14 protein-coding genes and 2 tRNA genes are annotated in these 15,960 nt (G+C 55.3%); 6 read left to right on the top strand and 10 right to left on the bottom strand.

What is annotated here, in order from left to right; genetic code table 11:
• Window positions 1-2: 2 nt before the first annotated feature.
• Window positions 3-557: a VOC family protein gene (locus ACT3RR_RS19990; protein WP_353503977.1), complete on the bottom strand. Its 555-nt coding sequence runs from the start codon at window positions 555-557 to the stop codon at window positions 3-5.
• Between the two features lie 260 nt (window positions 558-817).
• Here ACT3RR_RS19990 and argS point away from each other — a divergent pair, with 260 nt between their 5' ends.
• Window positions 818-2,548: an arginine--tRNA ligase gene (gene argS, locus ACT3RR_RS19985; RefSeq protein ID WP_496200982.1), complete on the top strand. Its 1,731-nt coding sequence runs from the start codon at window positions 818-820 to the stop codon at window positions 2,546-2,548.
• 83 nt (window positions 2,549-2,631) lie between these two features.
• Here argS and murJ read toward each other — a convergent pair whose 3' ends face one another.
• The 4 genes from murJ to rimJ form a co-directional block, all read right to left on the bottom strand.
• Window positions 2,632-4,167: a murein biosynthesis integral membrane protein MurJ gene (gene murJ / locus ACT3RR_RS19980; protein ID WP_496200981.1), complete on the bottom strand. Its 1,536-nt coding sequence runs from the start codon at window positions 4,165-4,167 to the stop codon at window positions 2,632-2,634.
• A 153-nt stretch (window positions 4,168-4,320) separates the two neighbouring features.
• Window positions 4,321-5,250: a Gfo/Idh/MocA family protein gene (locus ACT3RR_RS19975; RefSeq protein ID WP_496200980.1), complete on the bottom strand. Its 930-nt coding sequence runs from the start codon at window positions 5,248-5,250 to the stop codon at window positions 4,321-4,323.
• 9 nt (window positions 5,251-5,259) lie between these two features.
• A complete protein-coding gene (locus tag ACT3RR_RS19970) occupies window positions 5,260-5,916 on the bottom strand; it encodes a DUF480 domain-containing protein (protein ID WP_496200979.1) in 657 nt (218 codons plus the stop codon).
• A 9-nt stretch (window positions 5,917-5,925) separates the two neighbouring features.
• A complete protein-coding gene (gene rimJ, locus ACT3RR_RS19965) occupies window positions 5,926-6,510 on the bottom strand; it encodes a ribosomal protein S5-alanine N-acetyltransferase (RefSeq protein ID WP_034790769.1) in 585 nt (194 codons plus the stop codon).
• A gap of 235 nt (window positions 6,511-6,745) precedes the next feature.
• On the opposite strand from rimJ, the gene mdtH reads away from it, so the two are divergent.
• The 3 genes from mdtH (at window position 6,746) to ACT3RR_RS19950 (ending at window position 9,488) form a co-directional block, all read left to right on the top strand.
• Entirely contained in the window at window positions 6,746-7,951 is a 1,206-nt protein-coding gene (gene mdtH / locus ACT3RR_RS19960; protein ID WP_353502245.1) for a multidrug efflux MFS transporter MdtH, read from the top strand.
• A 139-nt stretch (window positions 7,952-8,090) separates the two neighbouring features.
• Window positions 8,091-8,738 carry a glutaredoxin 2 gene (grxB, locus tag ACT3RR_RS19955; RefSeq protein ID WP_496200978.1) on the top strand — a complete coding sequence of 216 codons (648 nt, stop codon included), beginning with the start codon at window positions 8,091-8,093 and terminating at the stop codon, window positions 8,736-8,738.
• 186 nt (window positions 8,739-8,924) lie between these two features.
• Window positions 8,925-9,488: a lipoprotein gene (locus ACT3RR_RS19950; RefSeq protein WP_353502247.1), complete on the top strand. Its 564-nt coding sequence runs from the start codon at window positions 8,925-8,927 to the stop codon at window positions 9,486-9,488.
• A gap of 94 nt (window positions 9,489-9,582) precedes the next feature.
• Here ACT3RR_RS19950 and ACT3RR_RS19945 read toward each other — a convergent pair whose 3' ends face one another.
• The 4 genes from ACT3RR_RS19945 to ACT3RR_RS19930 all read right to left on the bottom strand — a co-directional run bounded on the left by ACT3RR_RS19945 (window position 9,583) and on the right by ACT3RR_RS19930 (window position 13,613).
• On the bottom strand, window positions 9,583-10,167 hold the full coding sequence (locus tag ACT3RR_RS19945) for a TorD/DmsD family molecular chaperone (protein WP_496200977.1): 585 nt from the start codon (window positions 10,165-10,167) through the stop codon (window positions 9,583-9,585).
• Window positions 10,168-10,224: 57 nt separating this feature from the next.
• Window positions 10,225-10,965 (bottom strand): phosphatase, encoded by a 741-nt coding sequence (locus ACT3RR_RS19940; protein WP_353502249.1) that lies wholly within the window; start codon window positions 10,963-10,965, stop codon window positions 10,225-10,227.
• A gap of 92 nt (window positions 10,966-11,057) precedes the next feature.
• Window positions 11,058-11,999 (bottom strand): glyoxylate/hydroxypyruvate reductase GhrA, encoded by a 942-nt coding sequence (gene ghrA, locus ACT3RR_RS19935; protein ID WP_353503978.1) that lies wholly within the window; start codon window positions 11,997-11,999, stop codon window positions 11,058-11,060.
• Window positions 12,000-12,131: 132 nt separating this feature from the next.
• Window positions 12,132-13,613 (bottom strand): peptide MFS transporter, encoded by a 1,482-nt coding sequence (locus ACT3RR_RS19930; protein WP_353502250.1) that lies wholly within the window; start codon window positions 13,611-13,613, stop codon window positions 12,132-12,134.
• Between the two features lie 403 nt (window positions 13,614-14,016).
• Here ACT3RR_RS19930 and ACT3RR_RS19925 point away from each other — a divergent pair.
• Both ACT3RR_RS19925 and ACT3RR_RS19920 read left to right on the top strand, forming a co-directional pair.
• Window positions 14,017-14,106 (top strand) — tRNA-Ser (locus ACT3RR_RS19925).
• Between the two features lie 330 nt (window positions 14,107-14,436).
• A tRNA-Ser gene (locus ACT3RR_RS19920) sits at window positions 14,437-14,526 on the top strand.
• 206 nt (window positions 14,527-14,732) lie between these two features.
• On the opposite strand, the gene ACT3RR_RS19915 is transcribed toward ACT3RR_RS19920, so the two are convergent.
• Window positions 14,733-15,827: a GGDEF domain-containing protein gene (locus ACT3RR_RS19915; protein ID WP_485900774.1), complete on the bottom strand. Its 1,095-nt coding sequence runs from the start codon at window positions 15,825-15,827 to the stop codon at window positions 14,733-14,735.
• Window positions 15,828-15,960: the final 133 nt, after the last annotated feature.

Genomic DNA, 15,960 nt, shown 5'->3' with positions numbered 1-15,960 from the left:
ACTTACTCTTTTTCGCTGGCAACAATATCCCGCAAACTGTGCGGGTGAAACTTAATGGTCACCGTGCCGTCAGTGATGGCAAGCGTCGGGTTAGGTAAACGCTCGTGCTCCCCCTTTGGCGAACTCTGTTTTAATTTAATGCCCGGCGCGGTCAGGGCTTCATCGGCCAGCTCTGCCAAAGCCCGGGCATAAAAAATCTCTTCGCCGCCGCTCAACACAATTTCAATATGCTCCCAACCTTCGTGCGGGTAACGCTTTTCGCCCGGATAAGGCAGTTCAACCAAATCGATGCGCAGCGGCCCGACCTCCAGCGGCTGGTTCAAGGAATATAAGCAGATTGGGCGGCCATTGATCTCCGTCTCATTGAGCAACGACGCGCACTGCTCGAAGCCTTTGCGCCAGCGTTCCGCCGTGGTGTTTTGGTGGCAGCGCAATGAAATATGATCAGCATGATAAGCCGACAAATCGAGCTGTAACTTCTCCGCAAAGGCGCTAAGCGCGGTAACAAAACGCGGCATGTCCGCGACTAAATCCTCTAAGTCGGCGACATCTTTCATGTTCAGCATGGTAGCTATTTCCTTAAAATTAATCTCTGTCGGCGGCTAATTTACACAGGGTTTCATGCCGTTGCCAGATACGTCCCGCATTCTGCGCGTTTGCTGTGCGGCAAACGTGCGCCAATACTGACGCCGCGGGGCTTATATGATATAAACACGCATCATTTTTGGTTCATCTGCGTTAGGTGAACAGCAAACCATCAAACTCCTACCCAAACTCATCTGCGAAGGTGAAGGGTATTGATTCAAAAGGTAACTCGGTGAATATACAGGCTCTCCTTTCAGATAAAGTCAGTCAGGCGTTGACTGCAGCAGGCGCGCCTGCTGATAGCGAAGCGCAAGTCCGTCAGTCAGCCAAAGCGCAATTTGGTGACTATCAGGCGAATGGCGTGATGTCCGTGGCGAAAAAGCTGGGCATGGCCCCACGACAACTGGCAGAGAAAGTGGTTGAGCTGTTAGACCTGAGCGGAATTGCCTCTAAAGTCGAGATTGCCGGTCCGGGCTTTATCAATATTTTTCTCGACCGCGCCTTTGTGGCGACGAATGCCGACAACGCGTTGCAACATGCCAAACTGGGTATCTCTCCGGTTGAGCCGCAAACCATTGTTATCGACTACTCTGCGCCAAACGTGGCAAAAGAGATGCACGTCGGCCACGTGCGTTCCACCATCATTGGCGACGCTGCGGCGCGTACCAACGAATTCCTCGGCCACAAAGTGATCCGCGCCAACCACGTCGGCGACTGGGGCACCCAGTTCGGCATGCTGATTGCCTATCTGGAAAAAGTGCAGAACGAAAACGCCGGTGAGATGAAGCTTTCCGACCTCGAAGAGTTCTATCGCGCAGCGAAAAAGAACTATGACGAAGACGAAGAGTTCGCGGTACGCGCGCGTAACTACGTGGTCAAGCTGCAAGGCGGCGATGAGTATTGCCGCCAGATGTGGCGCAAGCTGGTTGATGTCACCATGGCACAAAACCAGATCACCTATGACCGTCTGAATGTCACCCTGACCCGCGACGACGTCATGGGCGAAAGCCTGTACAACGACATGCTGCCGGGCATCGTGTCTGACCTGCAAGAGAAAGGTCTGGCAGTGGATAGCGAAGGCGCGGTCGTGGTTTATCTCGACGAATATAAGAACAAAGAAGGTGAGCCTATGGGCGTCATCATCCGTAAAAAGGATGGCGGCTACCTGTACACCACCACGGATATCGCCTGTGCGAAATACCGCTACGAAACCCTTGGCGCAGACCGCGTGCTCTATTACATCGACTCCCGCCAGCACCAGCATCTGATGCAGGCGTGGACCATCGTGCGTAAAGCCGGTTATGTGCCAGAGTCTGTGCCGCTAGAGCACCACATGTTCGGCATGATGCTGGGCAAAGACGGTAAGCCGTTCAAAACCCGCGCTGGCGGCACCATCAAGCTGTCCGAATTGCTGGACGAAGCCATTGAGCGCGCGCGCAAGCTGATCACCGAAAAGAACCCAGAGCTGGGCGGCGAAGAGCTGGAAAATCTGGTTAACGCCGTCGGTATCGGCGCGATCAAATACGCTGACCTGTCGAAAAGCCGCACCACCGACTACATCTTCGACTGGGACAACATGCTGGCCTTTGAAGGCAACACCGCGCCTTACATGCAGTATGCTTACACCCGCGTGGCGTCCATCTTCAAGCGTGCGGATATTGACGTTAACAGCCTGACTCAGCCGATGGTTATCAGCGAAGAGCGCGAAGCCCTGCTGGCCACTCGCCTGCTGCAATTTGAAGAAGTGCTGACTACCGTGGCCCGCGAAGGTACACCGCACACCATGTGTGCTTACCTGTATGACGTGGCTGGCCTGTTCTCTAGCTTCTACGAGCACTGCCCAATTCTCAACGCTGCTGACGAAACCAGCCGCCAAAGCCGCCTGAAACTGGCCCTGCTGACCCAAAGAACGCTGAAAACCGGTCTGGATACCTTGGGTATTGAAACCGTAGAACGCATGTAATTCTCGCGTTTTCCGCGCCATAAGAAAGGCCAGCATCTGATGCTGGCCTTTTTGTTATTGCTTGGTTATTGGCGGGCTGGAAATCAATCCAGACGGCGAGCGAACTCTTTGACGCGGAAGCCTAACAGCCCCAGCACGCCGAAGTAGGCGATCACCCCGACCACGACCACCGCCATCAGGCGCGCCAGCCGATAAGCCATGCCGCCGACGTCCCACGCGGGCATCACGTACAGCATGCCGAGCAGCGCGGCGGACATCGCCACAACCGCCAGAATCAGTTTGAGCAGGAAGATGCGCCAGCCCGGCTGCGGCTGGAAGATATCCTGTTTGCGCAGTTGCCAGTAGAGCAGCGCGGCGTTAAGGCAGGCAGCCAGACCAATCGACAGTGACAGACCGGCATGCTTCAGCGGCCCGATAAAGGCCAGGTTCATTACCTGAGTCATCGCCAGCGTGATAATGGCAATCTTCACCGGCGTCTTAATATCCTGACGCGAATAGAAGCCCGGAGCCAGCACCTTGACCACGATCAACCCCATCAGGCCAACGGAATAGGCTATCAGCGCGCGTTGGGTCATAGAGGCATCAAAGGCGGTAAATTTGCCGTATTGGAACAGGGCTACGGTCAGTGGCTTCGCCAGAATCCCCAGCGCCACCGAGCTTGGCAGCGCCAGCAGGAAGCACAGGCGCAGGCCCCAATCCATCAGGCGGTTGTACTGCATATGGTCGCCGCTGGAGAAGCTGCGCGCCAGCGATGGCAGCAAGATGGTGCCCAGCGCCACACCCAGCACGCCGGACGGGAACTCCATCAGGCGGTCAGCGTAATACATCCACGACACCGAGCCAGACACCAGAAATGAGGCAAAAATGGTGTTAATGATCAGCGAAATTTGGCTAACGGAAACCCCAAGTATGGCTGGCCCCATTTGGCGCATCACCCGCCAGACACCGGCATCTTTCAGGTTCAGGCGCGGTAATACCAGCATGCCGATCTTCTTTAAGTGCGGCAGTTGGTAACCCAGTTGCAGCAGGCCCCCGGCCACCACCGCCCATGCCAGCGCTAAAATCGGTGGGTGGAAGTAAGGCGCGGCAAACAGCGCAAAGCCAATCATGCTGACGTTAAGGAAGGTTGGCGCAAACGCCGGAATGGAAAAACGGTTCCAGGTATTGAGTATCGCCCCCACCAGTGACGCCAGCGAGATAAGCAAAATATAGGGGAAAGTGATACGCAGCAGCGCGCTGGTTAAGGCAAATTTGTCTGGAGAATCAACAAAGCCCGGCGCAGTGACGTAGATAACCCAAGGCGCGGCAATCATCCCCAGCACGGTGACCACGGCCAACACCAGCGTCAGCAGGCCAGAAACGTAAGCAATAAAGGTGCGAGTGGCTTCTTCGCCCTGCTGCGTTTTGTACTCGGCGAGGATCGGCACAAAAGCCTGCGAAAACGCGCCTTCGGCAAAGATACGGCGTAACAAGTTAGGCAGTTTGAAAGCCACAAAGAAGGCGTCCGTCACCATTCCTGCGCCAAACACCCGCGCGACAATGGCGTCGCGAGCAAAACCTAATACACGGGAAAACATCGTCATTGAACTGACGGCGGCCAAAGATTTCAGTAGATTCATATCAATTTTCTTATTTGCCAGCGGCTAAACAGCCACGCCTGCGGCAGCAGGCGTGGGAGGTAAGAACTGGCAGAGCTCTAACGTGCGCCATAGTCTACGCATCCGAAACGCAATAGCTACTGGCAGTTGTTATATAATATTACCTGTCAGTCATCAGATGGTGACAACGTCACTTTCTAACATCTTCTCAATCAGCCTTTGGGCGTAAATCCCCTGCTCGCCGCTGGTGTCCGGCGCGGTGTGATTGCTGATACTTTCAATGAAATGGTGAATCGCCCCTTCGAATCCGCGCTGGGCCAGCGTGGTCTGCCAACCGGCAACCGGCAGTTGAGTCAGCAGGTCGTGCTTCTCTTCCTGCCACTGTTTCATATCCGCCAGCTGATAGACCGCGCCATCCGTCACCGCCTGCACGGTTTCACGCGAACTGCCCGCACGGCGGTGCATCGAGGTAGTGATGATGCTGCCGTTACAGTTGAAATGGTGCTCGACGTAAATCATCTGCTGTTCGGCGTTTGCTGTGATCTGGCCGCTGAGCAACTTGGCGTCGCCACCCGCAAGCCACAGGGCGGTGTCTACCACGTGCAGGTAATCGTCTAACAGTGTGAAGCGCAGGTTATGCCCTACGCTGTCGGAACGGTGTTTGTCCATACGCAGCGAGGCCGCGGGCTGCTGCTGTAACTGCTGATGCAGCTGGCGGTAGCGCGGTGCAAAGCGGCGGTTGAACCCCACCATTAGGCTTTTGCCGGTTTTATCAGCCAGTTCAATCAACTGCTCGGCCTGATCTAACTCGGCCGCCAGCGGCTTATCCACGTAGACATGCACCCCGGCCTTGAGCAGTTGGCTGACCACCTCGAAGTGGCTCGCCGTGCTGCTGTGAACAAACACTGCGTCACTCTGCGCGGCCAGCTCATCCAGCCGCGAAAAACAGGTCATGCGATAGCTGTCGCAAACGGCCTGCGCTTTCTGCTGATTCGGCGAGAAGCCGCCCACTAAGTTCCATTGTTCGGCATGGCTAAGAATGGGCAGATAGGCCTTCTGCGCTATGCCACCTAACCCCACCACGCCAATACGTAATTTTGTCACGCGCGACTCCTAGTCTGCCAAGCGTTCGAGTAAATGCTCAAGGCGCTGTTTTAACTCCGCCACTTCGCTTTCCAGCGCGGCAACGCGTTCTTCCAGTGCTGAACTGTCGGCGGCTGAGGCGCTAAAAGGCTCATCTTCACTAGCCAATGCCACGTGGCTCACTTCGCCGCTGAACAGGTGCATGTAGCGGCTTTCGCGTTTGCCCGGCTCGCGCGCCAGACGCACGCAGAACGGGCCATCTTCGCGCTGGCTGAGGTCAGTCAGGGTTTGCTCAACTTCGCTAACATCGGCGAAATCATGCAGGCGGTTGGTGCGAGTGCGCAGCTCGCCCGGCGTCTGTGCGCCGCGCAGCAGCAGAGTGGTAACCACGGCCACTTCCTGCGGCGAGAACTTCAAATTGCCGAACTCGGAGTTACAGAAGCGGTGCTCGTACTTCATGGTGCGGCTGCCGCTGAGGGTGCGGATGATGTGCTTACGCAGCAGTAAATCCAGCGTTTGCTGCACGTCGCTTTCGCTCAGTTCCATCACCGGCTCGCGGTTGGTTTTCTGATTACAGGCGGTGGTCAGGCCGTTGAGCGACATCGGATATTGTTCTGGCGTGGTCAGCTGTTTTTCCAGCAAACAGCCCACCACGCGGGCCTCTTTGGCGCTTAATTCATGTTTCATGCTGCTTCCTTAACGTGACGCGGTCCAATCCTGATAGGTCAAAGCGGTGAGGATGTGATCCTGCCACTTGCCGTCGATCAAGAGATAATCTTTCGCATAACCTTCGCGCTCAAAGCCGAGGCGATGCAGCAACGCGCCGCTGCGCTGGTTGTGCGGCATGTAATTAGCCATGATGCGATGCATCTTTTGCTGGCGCTGCATGTAGCGAATTAGCGATTGCAGTGCTTCAAACATCAACCCTTGGCCCTGCCATTTTTCACCCAGCGAGTAGCCGAGAAAACAGGCGTGGAAGGAGCCGCGCAGCACGTTGCTAAAGTTCGCCACGCCCTGCACGTGGTTCTCGTCCGGGTCGAGCAGGATGAAGTAATAGGCATTGCCCTGCTTTTGCATCTCAGTTATCAGCCCAAGACGCGCCTGCCAGCCGGAAGGATAACAGTGGCTTTCATCGCGCACCGGTTCCCAGGGTTTAAGGAACGCGCGGTTCTCAACATAGTAATCAGCCATACGGTGCGCGTCGCGTTCGTGCACTAAACGCAATACCATTCGGTCAGTGGTAAGCCGCACTCTTGGTGTGGCAGATTTATAGCCAAACATCCCTTCCCTCCACAGTCCGCATGGGTCGATAAGAAGTATTGATAGGAAACCATAAGCCGGATGAATAATCCGCCGATTAAACGTCAATTCTGCCAGTCTGAGCGCGGCTTGACGATAAAAAAATATTATCTATAGCACCCTATCCAATTGCCCGTTTGAGGTTCAGAATTGAACGGTCTTCTTTCCCCCTCGCAGCACCTGTCGGATCGGGTGCCCACAACCTTTCAGGTGAAGCATGTCATTGGTCTCGCAAGCTCGGAGCTTGGGTAAATACTTCCTATTATTAGATAATGCACTGGTTATTCTAGGCTTCTTTTTAGTATTCCCCCTGATTTCGATTCGCTTTGTAGACCAGCTAGGCTGGGCCGCGATGGCCGTCGGATTAGCACTGGGCGTGCGCCAACTGACCCAACAGGGTCTGGGCATCTTTGGCGGCGCGATTGCCGACCGCTTTGGTGCCAAACCGATGATTGTCACCGGCATGCTGCTGCGCGCCTCCGGCTTCGCCACCATGGCGATGGCCGACGCGCCGTGGATCTTGGTCTGCTCCTGCATCTTATCCGGCCTCGGCGGCACCTTGTTTGACCCACCGCGCACCGCGCTGGTCATTAAACTCACCCGTCCTCATGAGCGTAGTCGCTTTTACTCTTTATTGATGATGCAAGACAGCGCGGGTGCCGTTATTGGGGCCTTGATCGGCAGTTGGCTGTTGCAGTATGACTTCCACTACGTCTGCTGGGCCGGGGCCGCGGTGTTTGTGCTGGCGGCCCTATGTAACGCTTGGCTGCTGCCCGCCTACCGAATCTCCACCATGCGCACGCCGATGCGTGAAGGCATGATGCGCGTGCTGCGCGACCGCCGCTTTGTGGCCTACGTGCTGACCCTGACCGGCTATTACATGCTGACCGTGCAGGTAATGTTGATGCTGCCGATTGCCGTGAATGACATTGCGGGCAGCCCGTCGGCGGTGAAATGGATGTACGCCATTGAGGCCGTGCTGTCGCTGACCCTGCTGTACCCGATTGCTCGCTGGAGCGAAAAGCGTTTTCGCCTCGAGCAGCGCTTGATGTTCGGCCTGCTGATCATGACCTTCAGCCTGCTGCCCGTGGGCATGGTGACCTCTATCAACCCGCTGCTGATGCTGATTGGCTTTTTCTATATCGGCTCAATCATTGCCGAACCGGCGCGTGAAACGCTGGGCGCCTCGCTGGCCGACGCCCGCGCACGCGGCAGTTACATGGGTTTCAGCCGTTTAGGTTTGGCTCTCGGCGGCGTGATTGGCTATACCGGCGGCGGCTGGATGTACGACACCGGGCGCGCGCTGGAACTGCCTCAGCTGCCGTGGTTCTTACTGGCGATTGTCGGCTTGATCACCCTCACCGGCCTCTACTGGCAGTTCAATCTGCGACGCATTGAACCTGCGATGCTTAGCGGTAACTGATTGTGATTAAACGCCGCTCTCGGCCGAGAGCGGTTTGATCTCCCCCTAATCTTTACCCATACTCCTAAATGGCGTCACACACGGCTGGCCTTTTTGCAGTCCCTTGTAGGCCCGCCACGGATTAAAGGAGTACCGCACTATGAAACTCTACATCTACGAACATTGTCCCTACTGTGTTAAAGCTCGAATGATCTTCGGCCTTAAAAACATACCCATTGAAATCAAAGCTTTAGCTAATGATGACGAAAAGACCCCGATTTCAATGGTGGGTAAAAAAGTTGTCCCTATCCTGCAAAAAAAGGATGGCAGCTTTATGCCAGAAAGCATGGATATCGTGCACTTCATCGATAAGAGCGACGGCAAGCCGCTGCTGACCGGCGCGACCAATCCGAAAATTGCCGCCTGGCTGCGTCAGGTGTCTGAATACACCTCCAGGCTGCTTTTGCCGCGCTTTGTGCAGGCCCCGCTGGAAGAGTTTGCCACCCCGGAAGCTAAGAAGTATTTCACCGAGAAAAAGCAGGCGTCCATTGGTGACTTCAAAGAGCACCTTCAGCACTCTGAGGGGCTGGTGAAGAAAATCAGCCACGACCTGCGTGCGCTGGATGAGCTGATTCAGGAGCCTAACGCGGTGAATGGCGAACTCTCAGAAGATGACTTCAGCCTGTGGCCGCTGCTGCGTTCGCTGTCGATTGTCAAAGGCGTGGTGCTGCCTTCTCGCGTGCAGGCCTATCGCGACAATATGGCGAAACAGACTCAGGTCAATCTGTTTACCAGTCTGGCGATTTAATCGCCTTAGCAGCCGGAGCCTCTTCCGGCTGCTCTTCCCCTGCCTCTTCTACTGCACGATTTGGACTTTTAATCTGTGCGCCAAGCACTTAGGCTAATCAGCGTTGTCTGATAGGCATCGCCATGTAAAAAGCCCATGCTGCGATGGCTTTAGGCTGTTCACGCGGTATTACGCACAGAGGATAAGATGAGAAAGCTATTTTTAGGGGCAGCTGCCCTGCTGTTCGCCGGCCTGCTTGCCGGATGTAACCAGCTCACGCAGTACACGCTTAGTGAGCAGCAAGTGAATGAATATTTGCAGAAGCACAATGATTTCCAGAAACAGCTGGGCGTGCCGGGGCTGGTCGATGCAAAAATTACTCTGACCAACCTTAATAGCCAAATCGGCCGCGCCGAGCCGGGTAAAGTGACGCTGACGGGTAACGCCAGCGTGGACGTCACCTCGCTATTCGGCCCGCAAAAAGCCGACATGACGCTGACGCTAAAAGCCCAGCCGAGCTTTGATAAAGCCCAGGGCGCTATTTATCTGAAAGATATGGAAGTGGTGGATTACACCATCCAGCCAGAGAAGATGCAGTCGGTGATGAAAGGCCTGATGCCTTACCTTAACCAGTCGCTGAAATCCTACTTTGACCAGAAGCCGGCCTATGTGCTGAATGGCGATAAGAGCAAAGGTGAAGCGATGGCCAAGAAGCTGGCGAAAGGCATTGAAGTGAAACCGGGTGAGTTGGTCATTCCCTTCACTGATTAAACAGATTTAATGCCATAAAAAAGCCCGGCTGAGTGGCAACACCCGCCGGGCTTTTGCGTTTCTAGCTTGTAGACTTCAACCCACTATGGGCCGATCACTGCTCGTCGTCGTCTTCGTTCTCGATGTCGGACGCTGCCAACTCTTCCAGCTCGTCGCGCATGGCTTGCAGCGCTTCACGGCTTATTTCCGACAGCGTGCGGTAGAAGCCGCTGGTCGCGTGGGCTTCGACTTTGCCCAAGAACTTGCCGCACCATGGGAACAGATAGTCGTCAAACAGCGCGGTCTGCGCACCCACTTCGTCCTCGGCAGACTGGTCTTCCAGCCAAGACGCGGCCAGCAGCATAGAGCCGAAGCTGTCTGCCGGGTTCTCGCCCAAAGGCATGCCGCGCTGTTGTAGGAAAGCACGCACGTCCTGCTCGGTCGCGCCATCAACATAGTCGCTGCGATAAGGCGACACCGCGCGGTTTTCACCGACAAAAAGGTGGTCGTACTCGGCGGCCAGCGCCTGTGGATCCGCGCTTTCACGCAGACGGGCCAGCAAGGCATCCTGCTCTAGCGGCCAGTGCTCTTGCAGCTTGCCCTGTTGAATCAAACCAAACAGCGGAGCCAGCACCGGATCTTGCGGCGAGCGGTTAAACAACGAGCCGAGTACGCGGCAAACAATCGAAAATTCATTCATAGCGGCAACCTGTTAAGCCAAAGGAAAAAATGAAAGCGAGCAAAGGGCGTGACAATGTCACAGATCCTTTAATTCAGCAATGGGCTGACGACCTCGCGCTTCGAGAAAATCGAGGAAACGGCGCGGGCTGACATTAAGGATACGATCTTCTGGGAAATCCACCTCACGCAGAATTCGCTCACACTGTTCAAAGCCGCCCAGCGAGTAGGCAATGTGCGAGTCTGAACCCAGCGCCAGCCAGCCGCCCGCCTCTTTCACCGCCTGCGCGATGGCGCGACAGTTTGGCTCGCTGCCTGCCCGCGAGTGGGTAAAGGAGGAGTTATTCAGCTCCAGCGCCACATTGTATTTCGCGGCGGCGGCGGCAATCGCCGGGATGTCCACCGGATAGCGCGGATTGCCCGGATGGCTAATGATGTGCACTTCGCCACCCGCCATGGCGGCAATCATCGCCGCCGTGTGAGTCTCTTTGTCAGAAGGCGGCATCACCGGCTCGTGGAAACCGGCGATGATGACGTCAATGGCGGTCAGCATCGGGCCGGTGCAGTCGATGTCACCCTCAATATTTTTAATGTTGGATTCAATGCCGCGCAGAATGCCGACGCCGTTCACCAGTCGCGGCCACACATGCATATTCATAAAGTGCCAGTAGTGCGGCGCATCGGCCATGTCCGGGCCGTGGTCGGTGATCGCAAACAGCTTGATGCCCTTTTCTGTGGCTTCATCAATATAGTCATGCAGGGTGCTGTAAGCATGGGTGCTGGCAACGGTATGCATGTGTAAATCAACGGGATACGGCATGTAAACTCCTCACAATGAACCATCAGGGCGGCGATGTTCGCCATGATGGTGTAACAGGTAGCGGGCGGTTTGAGTCGGATGCGCGACGGCCATCAGTATCCGCGCTGCAAATCCACCAGCCCGGTCGGCGTTCGCCCTTCCTCAAGCGCCAATATATTGGCCACGATATTGTCCATCGCCTGTTCGGGTAAGGTGTTGGCGGCGATGTGAGGCGTGATGCTAACACGCGGGTGTGACCAAAATGGGTGCATGCCCGGCAACGGCTCCTCGACAAACACGTCGAGGGTGGCGGCGGCAATTTGGCCGGCGTCGAGGGCGCGCAGCAGATCACCTTCTACCAGATGCATTCCGCGAGCAATATTAATCAAATATGCCTGCGGGCGTAACGTGGCAAACAGGTTTTTATTCAAGATGCCGACGGTCTGTGGCGTGTTCGGCAGCAGGTTGATCAACAGTTTGCAGCCGGTGGTGAATTCATCCAGCTGGTCATCCCCCGCGAAGCTCTGCACTCCGACGATGTTTTTCGGGCTGCGGCTCCAGCTGCGCACTTGGAAGTTCATCTCTACCAGCTTCTCGGCCACGCTTTGGCCCAACACCCCCGCGCCCAGAATACCGATAGTGAAGTTCTGATGCTCATGGGGAGCCAGCGGACGCCACTGCTTCTGCTGCTGGAATAGCTGGTATTCGTCCATTCGGCGGAAATAGCGCAGCACGGCGGCCAGCGTGTACTCCTGCATTTGCAGCGACATGCCGGTATCTTCCAAACGCAGAAGCGGCACGCCCGCAGGCAGTGTGCCCGGATTACGCTGCTCTTGCATCAGTATGGCATCCACACCGGCACCGAGGGCAAAAATGCCTTTTAGCTGGGTGCGCGGAGCCAGCATTTCATGAGGGGGTTGCCAGACCAGGGCGTAGTCTGCGGGTTGGTCGTCACCACGGTGCCAGGCGCGAACCTTAGCTTGTGGCAGTCTGTTACTTATTCCGTCAATCCATTGTTTCGAATCAAATGTAGGGTGGTAAAAAATTATATTCATCATGGTTGCCTCCTAAGCCCTGATAGATTTCCCCGAATATCATCAGGATGCAACCCATAGAGACAAAAAAGAACAGGCCCCGATATTCGGAGCCTGTTGGCATCAATTGATTTGATGAATAACTACTGCAAATTACGCCGGAACGCGTTGGATCAGGCGGCGTAGCAGTGGGATCAGCACGATGAGCACCACGCCGGTGGCGACAGAGCCCCAACCCAGCACGCTAAACACCGAGCTGTAACCCGGGTTGGTCAGCGCCGCCGTGCTGCCGGTGTTTTCAGGCATCAGCCCAGAGACGTAACTTGCCAGCACCGAGGCCACGCCGGTCACCATCATCCAGCAGCCCATCATCACGCCCTGATAGCGCGCCGGAGCCAGTTTTCCAATCATCGCGTAGCCGATTGGCGAGATAAGCAGCTCGCCGATACTTTGCAGAACGTAGCTAATCACAATCCATTTAAAGGCCACCAGGCCGTCACCGCCCGCCAGACTAATTCCCCACGGCAGAACCAGCATCCCCAGACCGATACAGAACAGAGAAGCGGAGAATTGCAGCGGAATGTCGAGGTTCCAGCCGCGCTGGCGCAGCTTTTTGAACCACAGCGCCATCAATGGGCCGCCGACCACAATCACCACGGTATTGATGTCTTGGATCCACTGAGGTGCGACTTGGAAACCATACACATTCAGGTTGATATTGTTCTCAGAGAACAGCATCAGGCCCATAGGCGCCAGTTGGTAAAGCGTCCAGAACACCAGCGAGCCGAGAGCCAGAATCAGGTAAGCCTTCATGCGGCGGCGTTCATCATGTTCGCGATGACGGAAAGTCAGCAAGGCCATGGCGGCAAAGATGATAATGCCCAGCACCACCACGAAGTAGCTGCTGAACTCGGCATGAGTCAGCAACACGCGGATAATCGGCACCAGCACCACCAGCACGGCCAAGCCAATCACCATGCGGCGCATAAACACGCTGCGGCTCGCTTCGCGCAGCGGCGTGCTGATGTCGGCCAGAATGCGCCAGTAATAAAGCGTGACGATAATCGCCAGCACGTTGCCCAAGGTGGCGAACAGGAACAGCGACTTATAGTTTTCAGTCAGCTGGTAGTAACCCGCCACGGCGAAACCGATGAAGAAGCCGAGGTTCATCCCGGCGTAGTTCCACAGGAAGGCGGATTCACGGCGGTCATCTTCTGGCGCAAAGCGCTGAGTCAGCATCATGTTCAGGCAGGTAACGTTCAGCCCGCTGCCGGTGAGGAACATGGCCAGCCCCCAATACAGCCCTTCTACCCCTTCCATGGCGATCAGGCCACAGCCGAAGACTTGCAGTACCATGCCCAGCACGAACAGGTTACGGTTACTCAGGTAGCGCCCGCCGAGGTAGCCGCCAAACATGTGCAGACCATAGTTAAATGCGCCGAACACGCCCATGATGGCGTTGGCATTGCCTTCGCTAAAGCCAAGGCGTTTTGTGGCGTACAGCACCAGCGTGGAATACAGCACGGCAAAGCCGAGTGTGGCAAAGGTCTGGATGAAGAATAAAGCCCCTGAGCCTGCCGGTATCTTCGACCGGTGCGGCTGCTGCGGCGACGCCGCGTGTTCGAACTGACTCAAATTTGACCCCGTCTTACAAAAAATGTACTGAATGTACTGATAGAAGTTAGATCTGCCAGAACCCTCATACAGCTGGTTTTTATATGGCAATACCCCGATAGGGCCGTTGTTATACTCCCGTCACCGCGTTTTTTCCCAACATAATTTTGTTATTTACTTGGTGTTAAAATCGTTTGCCTGATAATTGTTCTGCTACGAAGCATAGCTAATGACCCAGCGCGTATCATAAGCAAGATTAATAATTGGGCTTTTGCGGCCGCTTAAGGGTACTTTTGCTCTGTAAATCAGCAAATTGCTCTAACTTTGAGTAAACGATCGCTTTACTGCAAAAGAGTGTTGACGCTGAGGGTGCTTTTCCCTACATTAGCGCCGGTCAGCAGCGCTACGGCGTGGAATGACTTACGGTGAGGTGTCTGAGTGGCTGAAGGAGCACGCCTGGAAAGTGTGTATACGCTAACGCGTATCGAGGGTTCGAACCCCTCTCTCACCGCCAAATAAAAGCAAAAGGGGCTTGGATGAAAATCCAAGCCCCTTTTGCTTTTATTCGTTGGGAGCGGCCCGGTGAGAACCCTATGTTCGACAAATTGGCAGGATAGCCAATTTGCACAGCCGCAGGCTGCCCGCAGGGCGAGGGCCATGGACGGCCCGAGTGCACCCCTGAGCACCGATCATCTAGCGTACTCTCCCCCTCTTTTGCCTTTGCACCGCCCACATTGCCCACGTCTTAACCATCCAAACCTAATCCGGCAAATTATGCTTGACCCTTTGACCTGCTCTCCCTATAGTAGCGCCCCGTTGCACCGCACAGCGATGTAACGACTACGGTGAGGTGTCTGAGTGGCTGAAGGAGCACGCCTGGAAAGTGTGTATACGCTAACGCGTATCGAGGGTTCGAACCCCTCTCTCACCGCCAAATAAATGAAAAAGGGCCCTGATGAAAATCAGGGCCCTTTTTCATTTATTCAGCTGAGGGCGGCTCGGTGAAAACCCTTCGGTTCGACAAACTGGCAGCACAGCCAATTTGCACAGCCGAAGGCTGCCCGCAGGGCGAGGGCCATGGACGGCCCGAGTGCACCCCTGATCACCTTGGCTATAGCGTAATCACCCGCCGTTTGCTTTTCAAACCTCCCTATCCCCCAATTGCGCCAACTGCAAAATAGAGCTGGCGACCACCTGATTCTTCCCCTGATGCTTGGCTTTATACAGGGCTTCATCCGCCAGTTTTATGGCTTTGCGAATTTGCATCCCCGGCAGATACAGCGACACGCCGAGCGAGGCGGTGACCTTCAGCGGACTGCCATCTTCCAGCATCATCAGATTAAGCTCGATTTCCTGACGTAGCCGCTCGGCGATTGCCAGTACCGCCTCGGGCTGATAGGCGGCGGTGATCACCAAAAACTCTTCGCCACCGTAGCGTCCGGCAAAATCTTTGCTGCGGGTGACATTGCGCAGCACGCGCCCGACTTCACTCAGCACCCGGTCGCCAATCAAATGACCATGGGTATCATTCACCCGCTTAAAATTATCAATATCAATGATGATCAGCCCACAGCTTTGGCGACGGCTCTGTTGAACCGAGAGCCGATAATCCAGACTGGCGCGGTTGCTGATTTGTGTCAGAGGGTCGGTGGCGGCCTTCACCCGAATGGCGAACACCTTTTTCATGTAGATTTCTTTAAAATTCAGGGCGTGATAGCACAGGATCATGCAGCTCGCGGTGACCAGTTGATAAAGCACCAGCGTCGCCCACGGCACCACCGAACCATAAAGGCTCGATACCAACGCAATTCGTCCCAGCCCTACCAGCAGCAAAGTGATATAAAACACCCGATGCTGGCGCTTGCGCCATACGCGAAATAAAAACAGCCCGAGCATAATGCAGCCAATCAGCAGATTATTGAGCGAATAGCCGCCGTTAAGCGCAAACAGCAAGAGATAGCACGACAGCCCGCTGAGCCAGCCACCAAAAAAGGTCACCAAAATCATCGGCAGCATTTCGAAGCTGTAATAGACATTATCGTTGAGGATCAGCCGATCCTGAGAAAGAAATAGCGCCGCGACGCCGGCCATCAGGCCAAAAGCGATGCGTTTCCAGATGTCGCCGTAGGAAGTGAAAGGCTCACTGCGGCTGAGGATAAAATAGCCGACGGATAGCGTGGCGTAAGTGACGCAAACGTCAGCATATAATTTCCCTAAGGAGGTAAAATCGGGCATTGGGAATCACGCTTCCTGAATAATAAACCCAGAGAAATAAGGACTTATCTTGAATATAGATGAACTCTTAGTTTGCTGATATCCCCGTACCGAAATTATGTCGATAGCGGCACTTTTCTCACAAAAATCGGCG

The organism is Ewingella sp. AOP8-B2-18, assembly GCF_052376015.1.
Lineage (GTDB): Bacteria > Pseudomonadota > Gammaproteobacteria > Enterobacterales > Enterobacteriaceae > Ewingella > Ewingella allii.
The sequence above is the reverse complement of the archived record's forward strand: the minus strand, read 5'-3'. Positions and strand labels throughout refer to the sequence as shown.

What these genes read in the sequence shown, in the direction of transcription:
- ghrA (WP_353503978.1), bottom strand. Translation starts at nt 11,999, where the DNA reads ATGAATATAATTTTTTACCACCCTACATTTGATTCGAAACAATGGATT.
- ACT3RR_RS19945 (WP_496200977.1), bottom strand. Translation starts at nt 10,167, where the DNA reads ATGAATGAATTTTCGATTGTTTGCCGCGTACTCGGCTCGTTGTTTAAC.
- murJ (WP_496200981.1), bottom strand. Translation starts at nt 4,167, where the DNA reads ATGAATCTACTGAAATCTTTGGCCGCCGTCAGTTCAATGACGATGTTT.
- ACT3RR_RS19990 (WP_353503977.1), bottom strand. Translation starts at nt 557, where the DNA reads ATGAAAGATGTCGCCGACTTAGAGGATTTAGTCGCGGACATGCCGCGT.
- ACT3RR_RS19940 (WP_353502249.1), bottom strand. Translation starts at nt 10,965, where the DNA reads ATGCCGTATCCCGTTGATTTACACATGCATACCGTTGCCAGCACCCAT.
- rimJ (WP_034790769.1), bottom strand. Translation starts at nt 6,510, where the DNA reads ATGTTTGGCTATAAATCTGCCACACCAAGAGTGCGGCTTACCACTGAC.
- grxB (WP_496200978.1), top strand. Translation starts at nt 8,091, where the DNA reads ATGAAACTCTACATCTACGAACATTGTCCCTACTGTGTTAAAGCTCGA.
- mdtH (WP_353502245.1), top strand. Translation starts at nt 6,746, where the DNA reads ATGTCATTGGTCTCGCAAGCTCGGAGCTTGGGTAAATACTTCCTATTA.
- ACT3RR_RS19915 (WP_485900774.1), bottom strand. Translation starts at nt 15,827, where the DNA reads ATGCCCGATTTTACCTCCTTAGGGAAATTATATGCTGACGTTTGCGTC.
- ACT3RR_RS19950 (WP_353502247.1), top strand. Translation starts at nt 8,925, where the DNA reads ATGAGAAAGCTATTTTTAGGGGCAGCTGCCCTGCTGTTCGCCGGCCTG.
- ACT3RR_RS19970 (WP_496200979.1), bottom strand. Translation starts at nt 5,916, where the DNA reads ATGAAACATGAATTAAGCGCCAAAGAGGCCCGCGTGGTGGGCTGTTTG.